The sequence below is a fragment of the Campylobacter concisus genome (assembly GCF_015229955.1).
Classification (GTDB): Bacteria; Campylobacterota; Campylobacteria; order Campylobacterales; family Campylobacteraceae; genus Campylobacter_A; species Campylobacter_A concisus_AT.
This window is the reverse complement of record NZ_JAAKYZ010000001.1, coordinates 337,054-360,696: the sequence shown is the minus strand read 5'-3', so window position 1 is coordinate 360,696 and position 23,643 is coordinate 337,054. Positions and strand designations below refer to the sequence as shown.

Below are 23,643 nucleotides of genomic sequence, written 5' to 3'. Positions count from 1 at the left end.
AGGCAAAATGATATAATTTCGCAATTTTTAAGGAGTTGCAAATGAAATATCTTTTTGCCATACTTATCTCATTTTTCATCCTTGGCTGCGCAAAAAATGAAAATTTAGAGCCAAATCAAAACACACAAAATACAGTAAAAGAAGACAAGCCGTTAGTTCAGGCAAATACACCAAAGAAGCCAGAAAAGCTAATACTTCCAAACTCAATTTATAGTAGTTTTCACACTATTTTGCCTTGCCCAAACTGCGAAGGTATAAAAACTATCATCACGTTAAATAAAGACAAAACCTACACAAAAACAATGCTTACTATGGATAAAGAAGTAAGCTTAGTTGAAAAAAATGGCACATTTGATGTTGATGATAGTGCTATCATTTTAAAAGATGAAAATGGCAATCTTAGCTACTTCGCACCAAATAAAAACTCACTTCTTCAGCTTGATGACAAGAAAAATAAGCGAGTTGGCGTGCTAGCTCAAATTTATAATTTTGAACCGGTAAATAAAGCTTACAAAGATAGTTTTTTTGCTAAATTTTATAAATTTAAAAACAAAGATAACTTTTTAGATATAGTAATCGTGCCAAGTAAAAATGGTGCGAAAATAAGTTTTTATTCATCGTTAAAAAATGGCTCGCCACTTTGCGAGTTTAGCTCTGAGCTACTTTACGACAAAGGAATTTTTTACCTTTTAGATGAAAAAGGCATTGCTCTAAGCATACACAGGATAAATAATGCAATTTTTCTAGTAGCAAATAACAAAATTTGTAAAAATGCTCACATAAGCGGACAATATAAAAAAGATAAAGATCAAAAAAATCTCTTTGGTAAAGGCTTTTTTGCAGAGCTGACAAACGAATCAGCAAATAGAGATGTGATAAAAATTTATGGCTCAAAAAACATAAAACGAGATAATACAAAAAAAGAAAGCAGCTACATCGTAACAAACAAAAACGAAAGAATTTTTGAATACACCTTGCTAAATGGCATTATTACAAACATTGAAATTTATTCAAACGAGTTTAAAACTCCAGAAAATATCAGCCTTAAATCAAATTTCAAAGACATAAAAAATTCTCTCGTTACCTCTAAATTTAGTAGTGACAAAAACAATATCTATCTAAAAATAGATAGCCACGATATGTTAATCACACTAAAAAATCCACTTGCAAAAGAGATAACAAGCCTAAACGATATACCAGATGAAACAAAGATAGAGCAAATAACGCTAATGTGGAATCAATAAGTTGAAAGAATATCTTAAACTTTTAAAAGAAGAGAAAAATTTTCGCCTCTTAAGCATCATTCAGCTTATATGCTATTTTGGCGTATGGTTTTCGCACACAGGTATTTTTACCCTTCTTATCAAGCTTGACGCTCCTGTTTGGGCAATTACGCTAAGTGCAGCGATGGCATTTATCCCAGGTGTTGTCATAGCTCCATTTAGTGGAATTTTAGTTGATAAATTTAGCCCAAAACCAATGCTTGTCATCATGATGGCAGTTGAGACGATAAGCGTTTTCATGCTTCTTTTTATAGACTCACTTGATTTTTTATGGCTACTTTTACTTATTATTTTTGTTAGAAATGGCACTGGCGGAATGTATTTTCAAGTAGAGATGAGCGTACTGCCAAAAATTTTAAGCAAAGAAAATCTTAAACTCGCAAATGAGATCCACTCTATCATCTGGGCAGTCTCATACACCGCTGGCATGGGGCTAGCGGGAGTTTATATACACTTTTTTGGTATTAAAAGCGCCTTTTTGCTTGATGGCATACTATACATTCTTAGCTTTGGATTTTTATATTTTTTAAATTTACAAGGTCTAAAGCCAGAATTTATAGAAAAACCACTAAAAATGCTAAAAAATGGCCTTGTTTATTTAAAAGAAAACAGACTCATCGTGCACCTTATATTTTTGCACGCCTTTGTTGGCATTACTGCTTATGACGCATTGATAGCACTTTTAGCTGATTACAAATATGCAAATTTACTCTCGACATCGCTAGTTATAGGACTATTAAATACTTCAAGATCCATTTCACTTATGTTTGCTCCAGCCATACTTAGTAAATTTATAAATAAAAATACGCTTATTTTCGTATATATCGGTCAAGGCCTTGGTATCATTATTTGGGCTTTATCGCTTTGGAATTTTTATCTATCGCTTATTGGCATTATCTTCGCTGGATTTTGCACATCAAGTCTTTGGAGCTACACCTATACAATGCTTCAGCAAAACTGCAAAAAAGAATTTTATGGCCGAGTGATTGCATATAACGATATGATTTTTCTTGGCTTTAGCGCTCTTATTTCATTTATCATTGGTCTGCTTTATGATATTGGATTTAGCGTTGAGATGATTGCGAGTTTTATGGGAAGCCTCTTTTTTATAGGGGCTTTTTACTATCACATAGTATTAAAAAGCTACAAAATAAGGTGATTGTTTTTAAATTAAGTCGCCTAAGTTCAAAAGGCGACTTGGCAAATTTTTATTTTTTTAGATAGTAGGTAGTTCCATTTGAAAAGCGTTTTTCATAAGCCGGAGTGTAAGGAACAAGATCAGCGTGCCCAGCGTAAAGCCTACCATCTGGCTTAAGCAATTTATGAAGCCTCTCAACGCATTTTAATCTAAAATCATCATCAAAATAGATCATCATATTTCTTGAAAGCACGATATCAAATTTTCCTAGATTAAAAATAGCATCATCAAAAACATTTAAAATTTTAAACTCACACCTTGGTAAAATTTCTTTTTTTATCTTAAATTTATCATCGACTTTTGTAAAAAATCTCTCTTTTTGAAAATCGCTTAACCTATGCAAGCTCCTCTCACTAAAAATGCCATTTTGACAGCTTGCTATGGCTTCTGAGTTTATGTCTATACCTACGATTGAAATTTCATGCTGTTTAAATCCCATCTCATAAGCAAGCATTGCGAGAGAATATGACTCATCTCCAGTGGAGCAAGGAGCACACAAAATTCTAGCTCCTCCAAGCTCCTTTGCGTAATAGATCACATCTTTAAGTTGAGGCAACTCTCTATAAAAATAAGTCTCATTTACAGTTACTAGATTTAAAATGTCTTGTCGTAAGCTTGAGTTATATCTTATCATCGAAACAAGATCTTTAAAGCTTTTTATCTGGCGATCTCTAATAAAAATGGTAATTCGTTGCAACGTAATATCTCTTTTTGGCTCCAGATCAACTCCGCAAAGAGTTTTGATAACGTTCATAAATTCATTAAAACTATCCATATCTTGTGAAGTATTTGTTTGCATTGTTTTTGTATCTTTTGCGTCATTAGTTAATAGCATTTAAAAAATCCTCCAGCTCTTTTTTTATCATAGTTAGATTTAATGATTTTAAGCTTTGATTTAGCTCTTTTGCACGTTTTGGCATGCCATAAACTATCGCGCTCTCTTCATTTTCAGCTATACATTTTGCTCCAGCCTTATAAAGCTTATCAAGCCCAGATGCACCATCATCTCCGATACCAGTTAGCAAGATAGCTAGGACATTTGCGCTTTTACAAATTCCTACTCCAGATTTAAACAACACATCAACATTTGGCGTATATATAGTCTTTTCTTCTGTATTTGGTTTTGCACTGATTGGTAAATTTGGTGATACCACTACATTTTGCTCGCAAACATATACGGTATTTTCTTTTAAAATTTTCCTCTCATTTAAAATTTCAACATCCAAGCCACACTCTTTTCCGATTTGCATAGCAAAAGAGTTTATAAACATTTTATTCATGTGCTGGGCTATCACGATGATAGCTCCATTTAGTTTTACGTTTTTTAATAACTTTTTTAAATGCCCAGGCCCGCCAGTAGACGCCCCTATTAATATTAATTTTTGTGCCACAAATAGCCTTTAAAATTTTAATTTAATATTTAGCTTACACCACTTTTTGTATATCGTCAATATCCTTGCCACTCTTTATATGCCTTGCTAATTTTTAAGCAAATTTATAGATCATTTCTTTGTGATCTTATATAAAAAGCTAAAAATTTCAGCAACAGCTTTATATAAATTTGGTGGAATTTCTTGATCAACTTCAACCTTGCTTAAAATTTCAATAAGATCAGGATCCTCTTTGATCGGTATATCATGCTCTTTTGCAAGATCAATTATTCTATTTGCTATCTCGCCAGCGCCACTAGCCAGCACTCTTGGAGCATTATCTTTAGATCTGTTGTAGCCAAGAGCTACTGCTTTTTTCTTATTTACTTGCATTAAATTTTCTTATCAAAGCCCACATCAAGGCCACCAAATTTTTTAAATCTATCATTTAACTTTACTTTTGACAAAGTTTTGATATTAAAGTTTGAAACTATGAGTCCAAGCTTTGATATTGCTTGTTTTAATTCACTAGAGTTTGAAAGAATTAGCTCCTTAAACTCATTTGTTTGCGTAGCTACCGAGAGATCAATGTATCTTTTATCAATAAGTCCAACCATCACATTTATCTGTCCAAATTTCTTAAAATTCAGATCGATCTGAGCGTAAAATTTATCCTTTTTGCCTTGCTTAAATGCGATATTTCCACCCTCAACGCCGTCCCAAATATAAGGCATATAGGTTTGAATCCCGCCTTGAAGGCTTGATATCATTTGATGCATCTCAATCTGTGAAATCATCTTATTTGCAGCATTTACGCTTTGTGAGTTTTGACTCTTTTCACTGATATTTAAAAGCGTACTTTTTATATCTTGGCTTAGCACCTTTGAAATTTCACCACTATTTTTAGTCGTAATGTTATTTATATCATTTGTAGCGAGATTTAACTGCTTTAAAAGCGCCTTGCTCTCACTTAGCTCATTTTTAGCCAAACTTGCCTTAGCATCAGCAAGACTTAGGCTATGAGCAAGACGTCTCGCCGCACTTTGAAGCTTATCTTGCAAGCTGCCATCCTTTGAAACATCGCTCATCTCATTAAACGCTTTTACAAGCCCTACTTCATCGCCTATATTATTTAGCGTTTTTAGATCGTTTTTTATGCTATCAAGGATAGTTTTTAGCTCTTTGTGATTTTGGCTAAAACCAAAATTTTGATTTAGCTTTTCATTTGCTAGGCTTGCGACTTTCTCGCTTAAATTTGAGATGAAATTTTGCATTTTGCCTATTTGATTTTTTACTAGCTCGCCATTTTGATCTTTTGAAAAATTTTTATCTAAAAATTTAACCACACTATCAAGCTTATCAACATCTTTTAAAAGGGTTTTTATGTTTGAGTTATCAAGAATGTTTTTTGCGTCATTGCTCGCTTTTTCAAGTATAGAAGCAAGCTTTGAAAAAGAGTTTTGATTATCTAATTTTTCATCATTTAGGGTTAAAATTTGATTTAGTAAATTCCCACTTGAGAGATTTTTTATATCGCTTAGTAGCTTCTGAACCGAGTTTGGAAGCTTCTCTGGGCTAAGTGCATCTTTTAAATTTGCTTCAAGCATGACACCTGAATTTTTGATCTGATCATTGAGCGAGCCAGCTTTTAGATCGGCTATTGGCTTTAGAAATTCTTTGAGCTTTAAAGCCAAGCTCTTTATCTCAGGGCTTTCATTTTGGGTTGCTTCTGCTTCTAAGCTTTTTGTAAGGTCTGATAGCTCACTGGCTAAATTTGGAGCGATTTTCGTATCTTTTGCCTGAGATAAAATTTGTTCAGCCTTGCTAAGACTTGAAGCACTTTTTAGATCATCAAGTACTCTTGCAACGAGTTTTCCAACATTATCAAGTGTCTCTGAAATGCTCTGCTCACTAGGCGTTTGCACACTTGGCTGATTTTTAAAAAGCGAGCCTTCATTTTTACGAACTGGCACATTTTGAGTAGTATTTTGTCCAGTTTGAACCGAAGTATTTGATATATTCAAAGAATTTCCTACGTCCATTTTTTACTTTTTATTTTTTCTATCGGCAAAATTTCCATTTTGCTCAATAGTAGCTATGCCAGCCGTTCTTGCAACGAGCCTGTCGTTATACTCTTTTCTCATGTGCTGTGGTATTGTCTTTTGCGTTAGTGCAAATAAAATAAGTCCAGCAAAAAGCACCAAATAAACATAGATAAAGCCAAATGCTCCAAAAATTTTCATCGCATAGCTCATAAGAAGCGGTGAGAAAAGCGAAGCCAAAGAGTAGCTAAATAACAAAGCACGTGCGACTTGCACGCTTTTAGTTTTATCTGTGATCTCATCATTTGCTCTAGCTAAAGAAAGCCCATATGTACAAAAAATTCCAGCCCCAAAAAAGAATGAAAGTAGATATTCAATCGTTAAATTTTTGCCATTTAGCAAAAACAAAACCGCACTTATTAAAGCCACGCTGCTACAAAGCAAAATAGCTGGCCTTCTGCCATATCTATCAGAGAAACTACCGATAAAAACTTGAGCTAAAAAGCCTCCAATCATCGCAACCGTCATAAAAAATGACGCCTCTTTTGTGCCGTATCCTTGAAGCAAAACAAAAAGGCTTGCCATCGAAAAAAAGCCATTTATCGCTAAGCCTGCAATGAGCGCGCCAACAAGAGCAAGCGGGACGATACCAAAAATTTTTGGGATGTTTATAGGCTGACGCTCTGGGATTTGAGGCTGATTTATACGAATCAAATTTAATGGAATGCTTGAGAGCATGATAAAAGCTGCACTTATGATGAAAATTTCAAAGGTTTTAAGATCAAGCGCTAAGATCAAAATGCCAAGTCCAAAACTTGTGTAAAAAACGCCTTCATAAAAGGCTATCACACGAGATCTTATTTTGTTTGGAATTTTTGCATTTAGCCAGCTTTCTATAACCATCAAAAGCGCGTAGTAGCAATATCCCAAAAATGCACGCAAGATCGCCCAGAATACTAAATTTTGATTTACCGCATGAAGCATAGCTGAGACTGCAAAAATGGCTGAAAAGATGGCAAATGCTCTGATGTGGCCAGTAGTTGAGATGACTCTGTGAGCTGTAATGGTGCTAATTAACGCACCCACAAAAAAGCCTGTATTGATTAATCCAATCTCTAGCTCGCCCACTCCGTTTTGTTTAAGAAGTGCGCTGCAAGATGCGATGACTAGGCCATTTCCGATAAAAAGTAAACTCATGCCCAAAAATAGCGGTCCCATCGAGCGGATGATCCTAAAGCTACTTGCCATCAGTATCCTTTATGGTATTAAATTTATTCTCCATAAGCCCAAAAACAAATGCACCAATAGGCATCGGAGCAAGCCCCACCAAAAAGCCAGGCACGTTTAGTAAATTTTCATTTTTTAAAAAAATAAATCCAAAAAAAAGTATCGCATAAGCCACTAAGCGGTAAGGCATAAAGGCTGCTGCGAAACTTTTATCTTTAAATGAAAATCTCTGCTTTTTTAGCCTTGCTTTTTCTTCTTTTAGGCTAAATTCTTTTGCCTCTCTCTCAGGCAAAATTTCTTCATCCTCTTCGTCCTCTTCTTCTATCTTGGCTAAAATTTCATCTCTAGCATTTTCTAGCCGAGAATTTATGCGGTTTTTATAGGCAAAAAAACTAGCCGTTAGGATGATAAGCGAGGCAAAAAATGAAATTTGTGAGCTTATAAAAAATTGATTTGATATAAATTTACCAACCACGCTAAGAGCTAGCCAAAGCGCAAAGTAGCAAATAAAAAGCTTGCTAATCGTCCTCGTCATCATCGTCTTTTGTGTAGCCTTTGTATCTGCTTTCATCTTTTAGCTCATCTAGGCTTTTTATCTGTGCTTTGTAAGCTTTATAGACGTTTAAAATAGCAGCTGCGATGCCGATAGCAAAGCCCATCCAAAGAGCTGGCGTGAAATTTGTAGCCTTTTTTATAAAATACCCTAGTCCAGTGCCAAGCAAGATCGCAACAACGATTGAAACGCCAAGGCTTAGCTGCTCAGCACCTGCTACGATATCTTTTATCTTAAATTTTGCCATTAGGCTTTTATCTCCAAAAACGCCTCTTTAGCTGCGCTTACCGCTAGATCGATATCAGCTTCGCTCATCGCATCGCAGACAAATCCAGTCTCAAACTGACTTGGCGCTAGATAAATTCCACGCTTAAGCATCGCTTGGTGAAATTTAGCAAAGAGCTTTGTGTCGCTCTTTAGCGCATCATCGTAGTTTTTTACCACGTGATCTGTAAAAAAGTAGCCAAACATCGAGCCACGAACCTCAGTTTGGATAGTGATGCCAGCGCTTTTTGCAGCTTCTTTAAAGCCAGCCATCAGTTTTGTGGCAAGTTTTTCGAGTCTAGCGTATAAATTTAGATCACTATTTATCTTTGAAATAGCTGCTATGCCAGCACTCATCGCCACCGGGTTGCCACTTAGCGTACCTGCTTGATAGACAGCTCCATCTGGGCTTAAGCAGTCCATTATCTCAGCCTTGCCACCAAATGCAGCGACGTTCATGCCTCCGCCTATAACCTTGCCAAATGTGATAAGATCAGCATCCACTTCGTGAAATGGATATGAGCCGAGGCGTGAGGCTCTAAAGCCACTCATAACCTCATCAAGGATAAGCACAGCGCCAAATTTATCGCAAAGCGCTCTAAGCTCCTCTAAAAATTTCTTATCAGCTGGCACAAGCCCCATATTTCCTGCGATTGGCTCGATTATGACGACGCCGATTTTGTCTTTATTATTTTCAAAAATGGCTTTTACGCTTTCTATATCGTTATAAACTGCCAAATAGGTGTTTTTCACAACATCTTGTGGTACGCCGCTGCTTGAAGCGTTGCCGTATGTCGTTGCACCGCTTCCTGCTTTGATAAGAAGTGCGTCGCTGTGTCCGTGGTAGCAGCCTTCAAATTTTATAAGTCCGTCTTTTTTGGCATATCCTCTAGCCACTCTTATCGCGCTCATAGTGGCCTCTGTGCCAGAGCTTACGAAGCGAATTTTATCTATTTGTTTAAACTCATCACATATTAGCTTTGCTAGAGCGGTCTCTTTTGGAGAGGGAGCGCCGTAAGATAAGCCTTGTTTTACAGCAGAGATGATCGCCTCTTCGATATCTTTGTCGCAGTGGCCAAATATGAGCGGACCCCAGCTTTGGATGAAGTCAAGGTATTTTTTACCCTCGACGTCGTATAGATAAGCTCCCTTGGCGTGATCGATCATTACAGGCTCACCACCAACACTACCAAATGCACGAACAGGTGAATTTACGCCGCCTGGGATATATTTTTTAGCTTCACTAAATGCCTCTTTATTTGTCATTTTTTATCCTTTTGATTTTGTGTTTTTAAATTTGTCTTTTGATTATCTTTTGGGTTTGTAGCTGGTTTAGTCGGTGTTTTTACCACTGGTGTAGCAGCTTTTGCTGGCTCAGCTAGCTTAGCTGTGGTAGTTTTAGCTGGCTCTGCTGGTTTTGTAGCAGGGGCGACTTTGGCAGATTGCTCTGGCTGTTTTTGCGTCGTATCAGTGGAAACTGGCCTACTTAAATTTTGCGCTTTTGCTGCTTTTAAAGGAGTATTTATCTTATTTGTAATGTACTCATAAAGAATCGTTGTCTCTTCATCTGTCAAAAAATAGCTTGGCATGACGCCTTTTGGCTTAGTTAAAGCGGCTTTAAAGCTTTCAAATTCTATATCATTTATCTTTGGCGCTCTAAGCTCATCGTCAACCGTTTTGTTTGCCTTTTTGTCAAAGTGTTTGTATTTGGAGATTAGACTGCCCTCACCCTTTGCGCCGTGACATTTATCGCATCCTATGCCACGTGGATTTAGGTAGAGCATTTTGGCATATTCGGTCTTTGTGATAAAATCAGCACCAAAAATCGCCACGCAAAAAAGCAAAATCAAAAAAACAGACCGCATAAACCTCTCTTTAAAAATTTTAATTTAATTTTAGGTATGATACCACCCTTGTGATTAAAAAAGCTTTTAAATAAGGATCCAATATGAAAATTTTAGACGGCAAAGCCGTATCTTTAAAGGTCAAAGAAAGCGTAAAAGTAAGAGCTGAAGAACTAAAAAAATTTGGCATAGAGCCAACCCTAGCTGTTATCTTAGTAGGCGAAGATAAAGCATCTCAAACATACGTTAGAGCCAAAGAAAAAGCCTGCAACGAATACGGCATAAAAAGCGTAGCTCACCGTCTAAGCGAAAATACAACCCAAGCAGAGCTTCTAGCACTTATAAATGTGCTAAATTTAGACGATAGTATCCACGGCATCTTGGTGCAGTTGCCACTTCCAAAACATATAGATACAAATACCGTTTTAGCAACGATCGATCCAGCAAAAGACGTAGATGGCTTTCACGCTGTAAATGTCGGCAAACTTGTTAGTGGACTAGATGGCTTTGTGCCTTGTACGCCGCTTGGAGTTATGGAAATTTTAAAAGAGTATGGCATTGATGTGGCTGGACTAAATGCGGTGGTGATCGGTAGAAGCAACATTGTTGGCAAGCCTATGGCAAATTTACTCCTAAACGCTTCTGCAACAGTTACGATCACTCACAGCAAGACTAAAAATTTAAAAGAAATTTGTAAAAATGCTGACCTCATCGTCGCAGCCATCGGTAAGCCATTTTTCTTAAAGGCTGACATGGTAAAAGATGGCGCAGTAGTCGTTGATGTGGGCATAAATAGACTTGATGATGGCAGACTTGTAGGCGATGTGGACTTTGACGAGGTCGCACCAAAATGCTCATACATCACGCCAGTTCCTGGAGGCGTGGGTCCGATGACGATTGCGATGCTTTTAAATAACACAATCCTTGCAGCCCAAGCTAAGATAGCTAGCCACAAAAGAGCGTAATAATGAAAAAATTTTTTACTAAATTTTATGACTTTTGCTCAAGCTGGACAGGCACGGTCATCATCGTACTTTTTGTTATATTTTTCATAGCTCAAGCCTTTGTGATCCCGTCTGGTTCGATGAAAAACACGCTTTTGGTTGGTGATTTTTTATTCGCCAAAAAATTTGTTTATGGTATACCAACACCAAGAATTCCATGGCTTGAGGTGAAAATTTTACCTGAGCTAAATGACAATGGTCACCTCATCACAGGCGACAGTCCTGCAAGGGGTGACATAGTCGTATTTCGCTATCCAAACGATGAGAAAACTCACTTTGTAAAGCGCTGCTTTGCAACTAGCGAAGATGAGATAGTATTTACCGAAAAAGCCTTGTATTTGCGTCCAAAAGAGGGAGATGATTTTATAAAGGCAAACTGCCGTGAAAATTTAAACGGCAAAGAGAGCAAATTTGGCTACTCATGTAGCGATATAGCCGAGCTTGATGGCAAGCTTTTTATAAAAGAGCCATATAGATTTAGCGGCATCCACTACGATGAAAATGTAAATTTATTTGAGCAGATGATTTTCATGCTAAATACAAACAAAGATAGTGTTTTTATGAAGCCAGTGTCCATTAGCTCACTACCGCAAAATCCAAATTTTAACCTTAATGCATTTTATGTAAAAGTGCCAAAAGACGAATACTTCATGATAGGCGACAACCGCGATCACTCAAATGATAGCCGTTTTTGGGGAAGCGTGGCTTACAAGGACATAGTCGGAGAGCCTTGGTTTATATATTTTAGCTGGGATAATAACTACAATGTGCGCTGGGAGCGTATCGGACGCTTTGTAGATACGATAGAAAACGATGAGTTTTTTACAAAACAAGCTCTAAAAGAAGGCGAAGTAGATGGGCTTCATTGATAACATAGACATAGTTAAAGTCGCCACTATCGTCATCTCTTTAATAATCGCCATCGTCGGTCACGAGATCGCCCATGGCTATGTCGCTTATAAATTTGGCGATAACACAGCAAAAAATCTTGGCAGACTTAGCATAAATCCTATAAAACATATTGACCCAGTTGGCACTATCATCGTGCCACTAGTACTTTATCTAAGCACTGGTATGATGTTTGGCTGGGCAAAACCAGTGCCTGTAAATACCTACACAGTCGTGCGAAATGGCGGCTACAAGGCAGCTATCTACGTAAGTCTAGCTGGCATCTGTTACAACATCATCTTGGGTGTCTTATCGCTTTTTGTGTTAAAGGCTTTATTAAATATAGAAACCTTTGAAATTTTACTTCAGTTTTTATTTACGCTTGCGCTTTTAAATTTGATGTTAGCCAGCTTCAACCTCTATCCGATCCCGCCACTTGACGGCTTTCACGCGCTCGAGTACGCACTTAGAAATTTTGGCTTTCACGCACTGGCTGAAAAGCTTGAGGGCATCTCAAGATATGGCTTTGTCATCCTTATTATCATCCTTGTTTCGCCGTTAAAAGATACTATCTTTTATCCAACAAGATACGTTTTAGATATCGCAAGTGCCTTTATAAATGGCTAAATTTAGAGCAAATTTGCTCTAAATTTTTGGCTTTTTGATCTTATAAGAGTACTCTTTTTTAAATTCCTCTTTTGGCGCAAGGCTAAATTTAAGCTCCACCTTGCCATCTTTGCTGATATCTTTTTTATCAAAGCCCTTTATCTCGACCTTTACCGCCTCATCAGCAGATACTGGCACGCGCTCCACCAAGGTGACATCAACGCTCTTGCTTGAGTTATTTTTGACACTTATCTCATAGCCCTCTTCGCTTATGCGCTCCTTGCCAAGAAGCGAGCTCTTTTTAAATTTATTCAAGCGCTCTTTTTTAAGCTCGATTAGCTCGTTTTGCCCTAAAAATAACTGCACTGGCTCATCTTTAGCTTTCATCTCAAACTCGCTAGGACTACCAACACTCACACCATTAACGTAAAACTGCGTTTTAGCTGGAGTTAGATCGTCATTTAGCTTAAAGCTAGCTACGTTATATGCCTTTAGCGAGCCGTAAAAATCAGCAAAAACGCTAAAATTTGCATCCATTTTTTGCGTATCATAAGTTATATATTTGCTCTCGCCTTTTACTAAATTTATCCCATCTATCTTCCAAATTTTGGCAAACTCATTCTCATCTCTTTGCACACGCATATCAGCGACCTCAGCAGTGACTTTCGCAGTTTTTAGCATATTTTTTGAAGCGCCGTAACCATCAGCCTCCGCCTCGCTCTCCTCGTACCAAGAGTAAAACTTGCTTGGAGCAAGCGCCTTTTGATATCTGGTCGGATAAATAGCTAGTTTTAAATTTTTAACATCACTTGCAAAAGGGTTGGTAAGCAAAATTTCTTGTTTTATCAAGATATTTTTGTTTTTTGTATCTGCATAAATTTCATTTAGCGTCTTTGGGGCCTCGTCATCCATATATGAAAGCATCGCCTCTTTTGGACTACAAGCAAATTTCATATCAATCTGCAAAAATCCAGCCATCTCACTCTTTGGCTCATTTTCTTTAAGCGCTTCAAGCTCGCTTTTAGCAGCTGAAATTTTCTCGATATTATCTAGGCTAAATTTATAAAACTCATCAGCTCTTTTTGTCACATCGTTACTTTTATTTTCTTCTACTAAAGCTTGCTCTATAAACCTACCTCTTGCTTTTAGTGCCTCAAGCTTGCTACTTAAATTTGCAACTTCTTGCTTCCATTTTATGTAGCTTGGGCTATTTTCTTCACTGATCTTTTCTAGATTAGCATTCACGTCACAATCACCATTTATAGTGATACTATCACTCTGTACGCCCTCTGGCACAAAGGCGCTAAAAGAGCTATTTGCGTCACTAAATTTTTGAGTGATTATGGTTTGATCCGTGTAGATCTCTATCAAATTTTCATTTGCAAAGGCTAGCGCTGAGACCATTAAAAAGAGTGTCTTTTTCATATTTTTCCCTTTTAAGAATTTCACAAATTATAGCCTTTTCTCACATGCAAGCAAAATTTTATTTTAATGCAACTTTGACTATAATCAACAAAAAATTTAACGGACTTTTCATGAAGATAGACAAAGTTTTCTTAGCTAGCGATCACGCTGGTTTTGAGCTAAAAAACGAGCTTAAAGAGGCTATTAAAGGGCTTGGATACGAAGTAGTTGATCTTGGCACAAACGATAAAAATAGCGTTGATTACCCTGATTATGCGCATTTGCTGGCGAGCAAGCTTGAGCCTAACTGCTACGGCGTGCTAGTTTGTGGTACAGGCATAGGCATATCAATAGCTGCAAACAGGCACGAAAACGTAAGATGCGCCCTTTGCCACGACGAATTTACCGCTAGACTTGCAAGAGAGCACAACGACGCAAATGTCATCGCTTTTGGTGCAAGGGTTATTGGCGCAGGCGTGGCTATCTCGGCGGTTGAAGCCTTTTTAAAGACTGAGTTTGCAGGCGGCAGACACGAAAGAAGGGTTAAAAAAATAGAGCTTGAGGCAGGCAAATGATAGGCGAGTGGATCGTTTTTACCGCTCTTGTTTGTGCTGCGATCTACCTAACCGTCATGGTTTTTTACTTCAAAACGCTTCTAAAAAAAGAGCGTGCGACAAAAGATTTTATGAAAAATAACCTCCAAGATACCGAGGTCGTCATAAGAAAATTTCAGATCCAACTTCAACGAAGTCTAGGCAACATCGACATCTTGACAGATGAGCTAAACAAAACTAAAAACGACGTAACCTCACTTCGCACAAGAAACTCCCAGTACCGCTTAGAAAACGACAAGCTAAGACAACGCATTCGTGAGCTTGAAGGCAAGATCGAAGCGTTACTTTAACATCAAATTTAAGGAAATTTATGAAAATTTTAGATCAAAAAGGCAAAGAATTTTTACTAAACTCTATTCGCTGCATAAACGACTTTCCAAAGCCTGGCATAGTCTTTCGTGACATCACGACGCTACTAAACAACAAAGAGGCATTTAACTTTTTGATAGATCATTTAGTGGCTAGATATGAGGACGCAAAGATTGACTACATCACTGGCATCGAGTCACGTGGTTTCATCTTTGGCGCGGCGCTTGCAGCAAGGCTAAGACTGCCTTTTGTGCCTATTCGCAAGCCCAAAAAACTGCCTTTTATTACGCTTTCTCAAAAATATAGCCTAGAATACGGCGTCGATGAAGTGCAAATTCACATCGATGCTTTTGGAGAAAAAGCAGGTGCAAGAGTGCTTTTGATGGACGATCTCATAGCCACTGGAGGCACTGCAAAGGCTTCAGTCGAGCTTATCAATCAAACTAACGCAACCTGCGTTGAAGCTTGCTTTCTCATAGATCTAGTCGATCTAAAAGGAAGCGAAAAACTAAAGTCGCTTACTAAAATTTACAGCGTTTTAGAGGTTTAGAATGGAAGAGTTTTTTATAGAACTGCTTAAAGAGTACGGCTACATCATACTTTTTGTCTGGTGTATCATGGAGGGCGAGATGGCCTTAATAATGGCTGGAATTCTCGCTCACACCACGCACATGCACATCGCGCTTGCTATCTTTGTGGCTGGACTTGGAGGCTTTGTGGGAGATCAAATTTACTTCTACCTTGGCCGTTACAATAAAAAATACATCGCAAAAAGACTTCACACGCAGCGGAGAAAATTTGCAGTGGCGCACATAATGCTGAAAAAATACGGCTGGCCGATCATCTTTTTGCAACGCTATATGTATGGCTTTCGTGTCATCATACCGCTTTGCATAGGGCTTACCGGCTATGATGCTAAAAAATATGCCTTTATAAATTTGATCAGCGCTTGGTGCTGGGCGGCGATCACCACCATACCTGCTTGGATACTTGGAGAGCATATATTAGTGCTGCTTCAAAAAGCAAAAGAGCACTGGTATGTCGCTATCCCAGTGGTTGCCATATTTATGGGGCTTTTGATCTATACATTTAAGCGCATCGAAAATAAAATTTTAAACGAAAGGAGAGACAGAAGACATGCAGTTTCAAATAGTTGATAAGAAATTAAAAGATATAAAAGCTGATATTGAACTAATTTTTGTAGTAGATAAGGACTTAAAACATAAATTTATAAGCGATAAAGAGGCTATTAAATTTAATAATTATAAAGGCGATAGTGTACTCATCCTAAGCGAGGCAAAAAGGGCTTACGTGCCACTTTCTAAGCTTGATCTTGACGAGCTTAGAGTTGCAGCCGCTAAAGCTTACAACGCTCTAAAGTCACTAAACATTAAGAGTATAAAGCTAGCTTCTTACGTAGTGGAGTGCCAAAAACTAAGCTTTGAAGCACTTGCTGAGGGCTTTTTGCTTGGGAGCTATGAATTTAATAAATATAAAGAGAAAAAAGAGAAATACACCCTTAAAGAGATCATCTTTTCTACTGAAGAATTTTCTAGCAAAAAGGTCGATCTAAAGGCAGCAAACGAGGGCTTTAAAGAGGCAGAGATAATAGCAAATGCTACAAATTTCACAAAAGATATCGTAAATGAAATCCCAGAAATTTACACACCACAAAAGATGGCCGAGGATGCGCAAAATTTAGCCAAAAACATCGTAAGCATAAAGTGCGAGGTCTATGACGAGAAATTTCTAGCAAAAGAGAATATGAACGCATTTTTGGCGGTAAATCGCGCAAGCGTGCATAAACCAAGGCTCATCCACCTAACATACAAGCCTAAAAAGTCTAAAAAACGCATCATCTTTGTTGGTAAAGGCCTAACATACGATAGCGGCGGACTTAGCTTGAAGCCGGCTGATTATATGCTCACTATGAAATCAGACAAAAGCGGTGCAGCAGCAGCTCTAGGCATCATAAAGGGTGCAGCAGAGCTAAATTTACCATTTGAAATCCACGCTATTTTAGGCGCAACCGAAAATATGATCGGTGGTAACGCCTACAAACCTGATGACGTGCTAATGTCTAGAAGCGGCATTAGCATAGAGGTTAGAAACACCGACGCAGAGGGACGTTTGGTCTTGGCTGACTGCCTAAGCTACTCGCAGGACTTTAAGCCAGATATCTTAATCGACATGGCAACCTTAACTGGCGCTTGCGTCGTGGGACTTGGCGAATACACAACAGGCATCATGGGCAACAGCGAGAGCCTAAAAAGCGAGTTTAAAAACAAGATAAAAGATAGCGGCGAGCTAGCGACTACACTTGATTTTAACCCTTATCTTAGCGAGCTTATCAAAAGCCAGATCGCAGACGTTAGCAACTGCGCCTCAAGCAGATATGGCGGCGCGATCACGGCTGGCATGTTTTTGGCCAAATTTATCAAAGATGAGTATAAAGATAAGTGGCTACACCTTGATATCGCAGGTCCAGCGTACCGCGAAAAGGCTTGGGGATATAACCAAGCAGGTGCGAGTGGAGCAGGAGTTAGGATGAATTTATACTTTTTACAAGCACTTAGCAAGGAGAATTGATGGGACTTTCAGTTGGAATAGTAGGCCTACCAAATGTGGGCAAATCAACGACATTTAACGCGCTTACAAAGGCGCAAAACGCTGAGAGTGCGAACTATCCGTTTTGCACTATCGAGCCAAACAAAGCCATCGTGCCAGTGCCTGATAAGCGCCTAAATGAGCTTGCAAAGATAGTTAGTCCTAATAAAATTCAATACTCAACCATCGAATTCGTAGATATCGCAGGCCTTGTAAAAGGGGCTAGCTCAGGCGAGGGGCTTGGCAATAAATTTTTATCAAACATCAGAGAGACCGAGCTTATTTTGCATATCGTTCGCTGCTTTGAGGATGAGAACATCACTCACGTCGAGGGCAGCGTCGATCCAGTAAGAGACATCGAGATCATCCAAACCGAGCTGATACTAGCTGATATTGAGCAACTAAACAAAAAGATAGAAAAGCTCACAAGAGAGGCGAAGGCAAATGCAAAAGGTGCAAAAGAGGCACTTGAGATAGCAAATTTACTTTTGGCTCACCTAAACGAGGGCAAAAGTGCGAGTAGCTTTGAGCAAAGAGATAGCGAGGCGTTTTTAGCACTAAATAGGGAGCTAAGACTTTTAAGCGCCAAAGAGGTAGTTTATGGTGCAAATGTCGATGAAGAGGGGCTTAGCGAAGATAATAAATTTGTAAAAGCGCTAAAAGAGTATGCAAAAGCCTCAGACCACGAGGTGATCAAGCTTTGCGCCAAAGTAGAAGAGGAACTAATCGGACTAAGCGACGAGGAGGCTCACGAGTTTTTAGTCTCTCTTGGCACGAGCGAGAGCGGACTTGAAAAGATCATCAAAACATCTTTTGCTAAGCTAAATTTGATAAGCTATTTCACAGCTGGCGTCGTTGAAGTAAGGGCTTGGACGATCACAAATGGCTGGAAAGCGCCAAAAGCAGCAAGCGTCATCCACAACGACTTTGAGAGGGGCTTTATCAGAGCTGAAGTGATAAGCTATGATGACTACATCGCACATGGCGGCGAAAACGGAGCCAAAGAGGCTGGCAAGATGAGACTTGAGGGCAAAGACTATATCGTACAAGATGGCGATGTTATGCACTTTAGATTTAATGTTTAATTTTAGCCCTCTTTTGGGCTAAATAGTCAAAAAAATATTTAATCCTTGGGCTGTATAAGGTGAATTAAAACTTCCTTATTATAGTTGATAAAAATTCTTTTGAAAAATATACTAAGTTATATCGTCTTATTAATATCTTTATTGATACATAAGCTTCTCTATACAAGCAATGATGTAAATACTATCAGCTCTGTGATATCAATATGGGTTTTATAAGTAAAGATAATAGCTCTTAGTTGCAGAGGTTGATGGCTTAATGAAGAACACAATTAAAGCAAGAAAGATTTCGATAGATAAAATAATGTATTCATCATCTTTTACAAACTTTTAAATCTATAATATTTTTTTAAAGACTATATAAAACTTACAACCAAAGTCTAAGCAAATAAGACACCGTCCAAGTAAGGTATAAAAATTTTACTTATACGCCTAGCGTATTTATTTTATTATTCCGATGGTCTCAGCAAATTTAAGCTCTTTATTTTCAAAGAGATTGTATTCAATCGCATCTTTTTCGCTAAGTATCACGATAGTTGAGCCAAGCTCGAAATTCCCAAGGCGCTCGCCCTTTTTGATATGTAAATTTTCATACTCGTAAATTTGTGTAAAATTTGCCATCGCATTTGTCTGTATACGCTCATCAAAACAAAATTTCATCTTTCCGACATTTAGCGCACCTACAAAAACAAGCCAAAGTTTTTTACCATTTTTCGTCTCACAAGATAGCGCTACGCGTTCGTTCTTTGTATAAAGGCTGTCTACTTTTGCAAGCCATTTTGCAGCCACGCTGTAAAGTTTACCCGGAATGTATATGGCTTTTTTAATGGCAATATCACAAGGCGCATGATAATGATGATAATCTTTTGGGCTAAGATAGATATTTGCAAAGTCATATTCGCCCTCAAGCTTGCTCTGCCCCAATAGCTCACTTACACTATACTCCATGCCTTTTATGCTAAAGGCCTTTAGTTCCTTTGTGCTGCCAAAACTAAGACAAGTACCATCAACTGGGCTTATAAACATCTCATCTGCTGCATCAAAATCTCTTGGTTTTATGAGCCTTCTAGTAAAAAGCTCATTTAAATTTTTATATTCATTTGCTGGTTTAAACTCGCTCATATCTATCTTAAACAGCTTTATGTAAAAAGAATTTATGGCCTCTTGAAGTGGTTTAAAAAAGCTAATCCTTGCAACCTTTCCAAAAATTTGAGAAAATAGATTGTCTTTATTCATTTTATTCCTTACTTAAGTTTAATATTACAATCTCACTTGGAGCAAAAATTCTAACAGGAGGCCCCCAAAATCCAGCACCACTACTAACATAAGCTTGCATTTTATCATTAATCTTATAAAGGCCATGTAAAAATCCCTGGTCAAGTAAAACCAAAAGGCCAAAAGGAAAAATTTGACCAGCGTGTGTATGACCGCAAAGCACCAGATCAACGTCTTGCTGCATTGATTTTATAAATTTTGGCTGATGAGAGAGCAAGATAGTAGGTAGCGATGGATCACGTCCTGTCAATGCTTCATCCAAATTTGGCTCTAAATGTTTAAACCTAATGCCAGCCAAATCGTAAACGCCAGCTAGATTTATACTCGCAATTTTTTTGTTTTTATTACCTAAAATTTCTATGCCAAGAGAACTGATCTTTTCTAAAATGCCATCTATCCCGTGATAATACTCATGATTGCCAGGGACATAGAAAGTTCCATAGGTACTTTTAAGACTCTTTAATGGTTCCAAAAAATCTCCTATAAAAGCAGCATTTACATCAACCAAGTCGCCCACTATCACTACGATGTCAGGATTTGCCAAATTTATGTCATTGACGAGTTTTTTCATAAAATCTTTCTGTAGAAATTCTCCTATATGTACGTCAGTTATCATGGCTATTTTTAGGTTGCTTTGTAAATTTTTTATTTTTATATCTACTTGTCTGATCTTTGGTAGAGTTAAAGCATTGAAAATACCTTTTAAAAAACAAGCAATTACAAAAATGACAAATGTAATGTCGAAACAAAATTTTATACATTTTCGTCTTGTTGGACTAAAACTACTTTTAGAAAAAATGCTACGTAATATATCGTAAAATAGACTAACAGCAAATAAAAATAGTGAAAAACCTATGAGTGTACCAGTGATCAAATAAAGCTCAATGCTTAGGAAGGAAAACCTGATCTGAAGAACAAATATAAACTCAAGGATACAAATAACATATAAAAGTATCCTGATTTTTGCAAGATATGGTATAAAAAATGAGACCTTTTTTATGAAACGATTATACGAATAAAAATTTATAAGAAAACTAAATACGAATGCTCCAATAATAATTCTCAAAAGCCCCAAAAATTCTCCTTGTAAAAAATAGAAAATTATATTTTATATTTTTAAATTTGTACTATAAAAATTAATATTTTATATTTAATGTTACTAGTCTTAAAAATTGTATAGTTTTGGACGTATAAAAAATGATTTAAAGTTGAGTAAATCTAATAGTTATTTAAGAAAATAAGGTGGGAGAAAACCCACCTTATAAAGAATTATTTAACTTTACCAGTCTCAATTCTTTGTTTGTAGATCTCACGAAGTTTTCTTATATCATTTTTAACTTCGAATACACCATGCCAGTGTGAGTAGTCAGGACCACCCATTAGAGCGCCTTGTCTCATACGACGACCTTCATGGTGCCACATATGATAATAGACATCTTGGAATTCATCTGACCAAGCATCTTCTAGTAGTAGGTTTTTAGCTTTCAACTCTTCAAGCATCTTAGTTGCTTCAGCATTGTAAACGTTATAAAGCTCTACTTGTTTATCACCCATAATGAAGAAGTTATCTGTATGAGTTGATGTATGGCAAGCTTTACAAACTAGCTTCATCTCAGCTCTTGCTGCTTCTGGTCCATTTGGATGACCTGCTAGAGGTGTTCCTACGTTTAGTTTGCCAGTTTTTTCGTAAACAACAGCAGCTTGTTCATCACCAGCTGTTCTTAGCTTACTGCTGACGCCCCATAGGTTCCATTTTAGTCTTCTTGAAACATTGTGAGTTGTTGTTGTTTCACCAACACCACTCATGTGGCAAGCTGCACAAGTTGGAGCTCTAAAGTCTGGTACATCCCATGTATCAGGAGCAGCATCAAAATTCCATTTGTGAGCTTCGCTATTATAGATATGTCCGTGCATTGAGTTGTTAAAGATCTCAATATCTGGGTGATCAGGTCCAAGGTGGCAAGATGCACAAGCAGCTGGTTTTCTAGCTTCAGCTATGCTAAATGTGTGTGCGCTGTGGCATGATTTACATCCGCCTACGCCACCATCAGGATAAACATTACCTATACCGTAGTTTGGCCAAGTCTCTTTTGTAGGTTTGTGATCAGCGTCTAGTTTGATGACGGTTCCGTGGCACTGAGAACAACCAGTAGCGTCTGGAGCCATTTTGTATTCTGGATGATCCATACCTTCATAGTGATACATTAGTTTTACTATCACAGGGTTAGCATACATTTGCATAGCACCTCTTGCGTGACCACTCTTAACAAATTCTTCAACCTCATTTTCGTGACACTTAGCACAAGTTTTTGGGCTAACTAGCATTGAAACATGGTTGTTAGAATCTTTTGGATGCACCTTAACTGAAGCCATAGGATTATCTGCATTTACAGAGTGACAATCCATACAACTTACGCCAACGTGAGCGTGGCGACTATTTTTCCAATCGGCAACTATGCCGGGTGTCTCTTTAGCGTGGCACTCAACACAGCTTTTTGATAAGTCTGACATTTTGTGAGCAACTTTAATGTTTTTTACAACATTAAGGTTTAAAGCGTCAGATTTATTTGCATCCATGTTTGCGGCAAAGCCAAAAGACATTAGACAGGCTAATAACATTAGCGACTTTTTAAACATCTCTCCTCCTTACTTGGTTTTATTGTTTTCTTGTTTTTTAATTGCTTCAAATTTATCGATTTGTAGTCCTAAATTCTTGTGACCAACATGCTCATGGCAGTCAACACATGATTTCTTATTAGGATTTCCAAGAACGAAATAATCTCTGTGTGGCAAGAATGATTTACCAGCTTGAATAACATTTTTTAAATTTGAGTGGCAAGTCAAACATCCACTATCATAGACAAAGTGAGATGCATGCTCGCGTTTTTTACGCCAGTCGATCTTGTCCGTATCTGTAAAAAATGTCTTATAACCATCATTTATCGATACTTTAAGTTTTGTAAGTACATAGGTATAGGCACTTGTATGATTTAGGTGACAGGCTGAACATTCAGCTTTTATGCCAAGCTTGTTATTGCCGCCGTGTACATCTTCATGATATGCAGCATTCATAGGATCCATCGTGTGACAAATGGTACAGATGTAGCCACTACCAGTTGCATGAAGTGCATCAGCAATACCCATAGACGCAATAAGTCCGATCACAATGCCGATAATAACAGATGACCAAACAAAAAATTTCTTCTTAACTTCAGCCAAAACTTCCTCCTGAATTTATCAATATATCGTAAATTTTTACGAAAATTTTAAGTGAATACTATCAAAAGATATATAAATTTTTTCTTTAAGTAAATAAAAATATTTATTTGATATTAACTTTCAATAAGAATAAATTTCTTGCAGTCCACCTACATCTTTTTCCAAAATTTGGTTCTTCTCGTCAAGTTTAACCAAACCATTTGTTTTAAATTTATTTAAAATTCTCGAAAAAGTTTCTGGAGTCATATTAAGTATTGATGAAATTTTTGTATGTTTTAGCTCGTTAAATAAATCTTCATGGTCTAAAATAAACCTAGCCACTTTTTCTTCTGAGCTTAAAATTAACTCTTGATGAAGTAGATTTGTTGTGATTCTTATCTTTTCAGACATTGACTTTAAAAATTTCATACAAATTTCTGGTTTTATTAAAAATTCAGCCGCGAATTTTTCATAATTTATCTTTAATACCTCGCCAGATATGGTAAAAATAGCACTAGCTGGGTAGACAATATTTTCAAAATTTACGACTTCAGCTACAAAATTCATAGGGGCTAGCTGATGAATAAAAATTTCTTTTCCATTTGCTGTGGTTTTATAAAGCTTGACAGAGCCACTTATCAAAAATATTAACCATTTTGGCTCCTCGCCTTCTATAAATAAAAATTCACCCTTTTTATACTTTTTTACGACACTTATGGCTTCAAGTTTGGCTAAATCTTCTTCGTTTAAGCCTTGAAAAAACGGGATTTTTTCTATCATATTTTTACTCGCCTTTTTAAAATAAAAAATATTTTAGCATATAAAAATAAGATAAATTTTAATAGATTTTCAAAGGGAATTTTCCCTTTGAAATG

The 23,643-nt window shown here is 37.3% G+C and carries 25 protein-coding genes and 1 pseudogene; 11 read left to right on the top strand and 15 right to left on the bottom strand.

What is annotated here, in order from left to right:
- The first annotated feature begins 41 nt into the window (after positions 1 to 41).
- Together G6W45_RS01870 and G6W45_RS01865 are read left to right on the top strand one after the other, a co-directional pair.
- Positions 42 to 1,244, top strand: coding sequence for a copper resistance protein NlpE (locus G6W45_RS01870; RefSeq protein ID WP_194167335.1), 1,203 nt, complete (start codon positions 42 to 44; stop codon positions 1,242 to 1,244).
- Position 1,245: 1 nt separating this feature from the next.
- The gene (locus G6W45_RS01865) at positions 1,246 to 2,442 is read left to right on the top strand and encodes an MFS transporter (protein ID WP_194167334.1); all 1,197 of its coding nucleotides are present in this window, start codon (positions 1,246 to 1,248) and stop codon (positions 2,440 to 2,442) included.
- A 49-nt stretch (positions 2,443 to 2,491) separates the two neighbouring features.
- Here G6W45_RS01865 and G6W45_RS01860 read toward each other — a convergent pair whose 3' ends face one another.
- The 9 genes and pseudogenes from G6W45_RS01860 to G6W45_RS01820 form a co-directional block, all read right to left on the bottom strand.
- Positions 2,492 to 3,316 (bottom strand): CheR family methyltransferase, encoded by an 825-nt coding sequence (locus G6W45_RS01860; RefSeq protein WP_021090925.1) that lies wholly within the window; start codon positions 3,314 to 3,316, stop codon positions 2,492 to 2,494.
- Positions 3,303 to 3,872: a CheB methylesterase domain-containing protein gene (locus G6W45_RS01855; RefSeq protein ID WP_021090732.1), complete on the bottom strand. Its 570-nt coding sequence runs from the start codon at positions 3,870 to 3,872 to the stop codon at positions 3,303 to 3,305. The genes G6W45_RS01860 and G6W45_RS01855 overlap by 14 nt, the downstream gene beginning before the upstream one ends.
- A gap of 111 nt (positions 3,873 to 3,983) precedes the next feature.
- Positions 3,984 to 4,244 carry a FlhB-like flagellar biosynthesis protein gene (locus G6W45_RS01850; protein WP_021090972.1) on the bottom strand — a complete coding sequence of 87 codons (261 nt, stop codon included), beginning with the start codon at positions 4,242 to 4,244 and terminating at the stop codon, positions 3,984 to 3,986.
- Positions 4,244 to 5,875, bottom strand: a complete 1,632-nt coding sequence (locus G6W45_RS01845) for a flagellar hook-length control protein FliK (RefSeq protein WP_194167333.1) — start codon at positions 5,873 to 5,875, stop codon at positions 4,244 to 4,246. Before G6W45_RS01845 ends, G6W45_RS01850 begins: the two co-directional genes overlap by 1 nt.
- A 21-nt stretch (positions 5,876 to 5,896) precedes the next feature.
- Positions 5,897 to 7,141, bottom strand: a complete 1,245-nt coding sequence (locus G6W45_RS01840) for an MFS transporter (protein WP_107811827.1) — start codon at positions 7,139 to 7,141, stop codon at positions 5,897 to 5,899.
- Positions 7,131 to 7,691 carry a hypothetical protein gene (locus G6W45_RS01835; protein WP_242039026.1) on the bottom strand — a complete coding sequence of 187 codons (561 nt, stop codon included), beginning with the start codon at positions 7,689 to 7,691 and terminating at the stop codon, positions 7,131 to 7,133. Before G6W45_RS01835 ends, G6W45_RS01840 begins: the two co-directional genes overlap by 11 nt.
- The gene (locus tag G6W45_RS01830) at positions 7,639 to 7,920 is read right to left on the bottom strand and encodes an AtpZ/AtpI family protein (protein ID WP_194167332.1); all 282 of its coding nucleotides are present in this window, start codon (positions 7,918 to 7,920) and stop codon (positions 7,639 to 7,641) included. Before G6W45_RS01830 ends, G6W45_RS01835 begins: the two co-directional genes overlap by 53 nt.
- Positions 7,920 to 9,203, bottom strand: coding sequence for a glutamate-1-semialdehyde 2,1-aminomutase (gene hemL / locus G6W45_RS01825; RefSeq protein WP_194167331.1), 1,284 nt, complete (start codon positions 9,201 to 9,203; stop codon positions 7,920 to 7,922). Before hemL ends, G6W45_RS01830 begins: the two co-directional genes overlap by 1 nt.
- 263 nt (positions 9,204 to 9,466) lie before the next feature.
- Positions 9,467 to 9,802: pseudogene (locus tag G6W45_RS01820) on the bottom strand (c-type cytochrome); the annotation flags it as partial.
- 83 nt (positions 9,803 to 9,885) lie between these two features.
- Between G6W45_RS01820 and folD the strand changes: the two are divergent.
- The 3 genes from folD to G6W45_RS01805 are packed head-to-tail and all read left to right on the top strand — an operon-like array spanning position 9,886 to position 12,300.
- Positions 9,886 to 10,746 (top strand): bifunctional methylenetetrahydrofolate dehydrogenase/methenyltetrahydrofolate cyclohydrolase FolD, encoded by an 861-nt coding sequence (folD, locus tag G6W45_RS01815; protein ID WP_194167330.1) that lies wholly within the window; start codon positions 9,886 to 9,888, stop codon positions 10,744 to 10,746.
- A gap of 2 nt (positions 10,747 to 10,748) precedes the next feature.
- Positions 10,749 to 11,654 carry a signal peptidase I gene (gene lepB / locus G6W45_RS01810; RefSeq protein WP_194167329.1) on the top strand — a complete coding sequence of 302 codons (906 nt, stop codon included), beginning with the start codon at positions 10,749 to 10,751 and terminating at the stop codon, positions 11,652 to 11,654.
- Positions 11,641 to 12,300: a site-2 protease family protein gene (locus tag G6W45_RS01805; RefSeq protein WP_194167328.1), complete on the top strand. Its 660-nt coding sequence runs from the start codon at positions 11,641 to 11,643 to the stop codon at positions 12,298 to 12,300. Before lepB ends, G6W45_RS01805 begins: the two co-directional genes overlap by 14 nt.
- An 18-nt stretch (positions 12,301 to 12,318) precedes the next feature.
- Here G6W45_RS01805 and G6W45_RS01800 read toward each other — a convergent pair whose 3' ends face one another.
- Positions 12,319 to 13,704: a DUF4139 domain-containing protein gene (locus G6W45_RS01800; RefSeq protein WP_194167327.1), complete on the bottom strand. Its 1,386-nt coding sequence runs from the start codon at positions 13,702 to 13,704 to the stop codon at positions 12,319 to 12,321.
- 110 nt (positions 13,705 to 13,814) lie between these two features.
- Between G6W45_RS01800 and rpiB the strand changes: the two genes are divergently transcribed.
- Genes rpiB through ychF form a run of 6 tightly spaced genes read left to right on the top strand, consistent with a single transcriptional unit; the run spans position 13,815 to position 18,298 of the window.
- The gene (gene rpiB, locus G6W45_RS01795) at positions 13,815 to 14,258 is read left to right on the top strand and encodes a ribose 5-phosphate isomerase B (RefSeq protein ID WP_021086444.1); all 444 of its coding nucleotides are present in this window, start codon (positions 13,815 to 13,817) and stop codon (positions 14,256 to 14,258) included.
- Positions 14,255 to 14,587, top strand: coding sequence for a hypothetical protein (locus tag G6W45_RS01790; protein ID WP_002939538.1), 333 nt, complete (start codon positions 14,255 to 14,257; stop codon positions 14,585 to 14,587). Before rpiB ends, G6W45_RS01790 begins: the two co-directional genes overlap by 4 nt.
- Before the next feature lie 20 nt (positions 14,588 to 14,607).
- Positions 14,608 to 15,156, top strand: a complete 549-nt coding sequence (apt, locus tag G6W45_RS01785) for an adenine phosphoribosyltransferase (RefSeq protein WP_103571278.1) — start codon at positions 14,608 to 14,610, stop codon at positions 15,154 to 15,156.
- 1 nt (position 15,157) lies between these two features.
- A complete protein-coding gene (locus G6W45_RS01780; protein ID WP_021083652.1) occupies positions 15,158 to 15,763 on the top strand; it encodes a DedA family protein in 606 nt (201 codons plus the stop codon).
- Entirely contained in the window at positions 15,744 to 17,195 is a 1,452-nt protein-coding gene (locus G6W45_RS01775; protein ID WP_194167326.1) for a leucyl aminopeptidase, read from the top strand. Before G6W45_RS01780 ends, G6W45_RS01775 begins: the two co-directional genes overlap by 20 nt.
- Positions 17,195 to 18,298: a redox-regulated ATPase YchF gene (gene ychF / locus G6W45_RS01770; protein WP_194167325.1), complete on the top strand. Its 1,104-nt coding sequence runs from the start codon at positions 17,195 to 17,197 to the stop codon at positions 18,296 to 18,298. The genes G6W45_RS01775 and ychF overlap by 1 nt, the downstream gene beginning before the upstream one ends.
- A 438-nt stretch (positions 18,299 to 18,736) precedes the next feature.
- Here ychF and G6W45_RS01765 read toward each other — a convergent pair whose 3' ends face one another.
- The 5 genes from G6W45_RS01765 to G6W45_RS01745 all read right to left on the bottom strand — a co-directional run bounded on the left by G6W45_RS01765 (position 18,737) and on the right by G6W45_RS01745 (position 23,548).
- A complete protein-coding gene (locus G6W45_RS01765) occupies positions 18,737 to 19,531 on the bottom strand; it encodes a phosphatidylserine decarboxylase (RefSeq protein WP_194167324.1) in 795 nt (264 codons plus the stop codon).
- A 1-nt stretch (position 19,532) separates the two neighbouring features.
- A complete protein-coding gene (locus G6W45_RS09750) occupies positions 19,533 to 20,186 on the bottom strand; it encodes a metallophosphoesterase (RefSeq protein WP_275944598.1) in 654 nt (217 codons plus the stop codon).
- Between the two features lie 653 nt (positions 20,187 to 20,839).
- Positions 20,840 to 22,207 (bottom strand): multiheme c-type cytochrome, encoded by a 1,368-nt coding sequence (locus G6W45_RS01755; RefSeq protein WP_194167322.1) that lies wholly within the window; start codon positions 22,205 to 22,207, stop codon positions 20,840 to 20,842.
- A 9-nt stretch (positions 22,208 to 22,216) separates the two neighbouring features.
- Entirely contained in the window at positions 22,217 to 22,789 is a 573-nt protein-coding gene (locus G6W45_RS01750) for a cytochrome c3 family protein (RefSeq protein ID WP_009294580.1), read from the bottom strand.
- A 120-nt stretch (positions 22,790 to 22,909) separates the two neighbouring features.
- Positions 22,910 to 23,548 carry a Crp/Fnr family transcriptional regulator gene (locus tag G6W45_RS01745; RefSeq protein ID WP_084108542.1) on the bottom strand — a complete coding sequence of 213 codons (639 nt, stop codon included), beginning with the start codon at positions 23,546 to 23,548 and terminating at the stop codon, positions 22,910 to 22,912.
- Between the last annotated feature and the right edge of the window lie 95 nt (positions 23,549 to 23,643).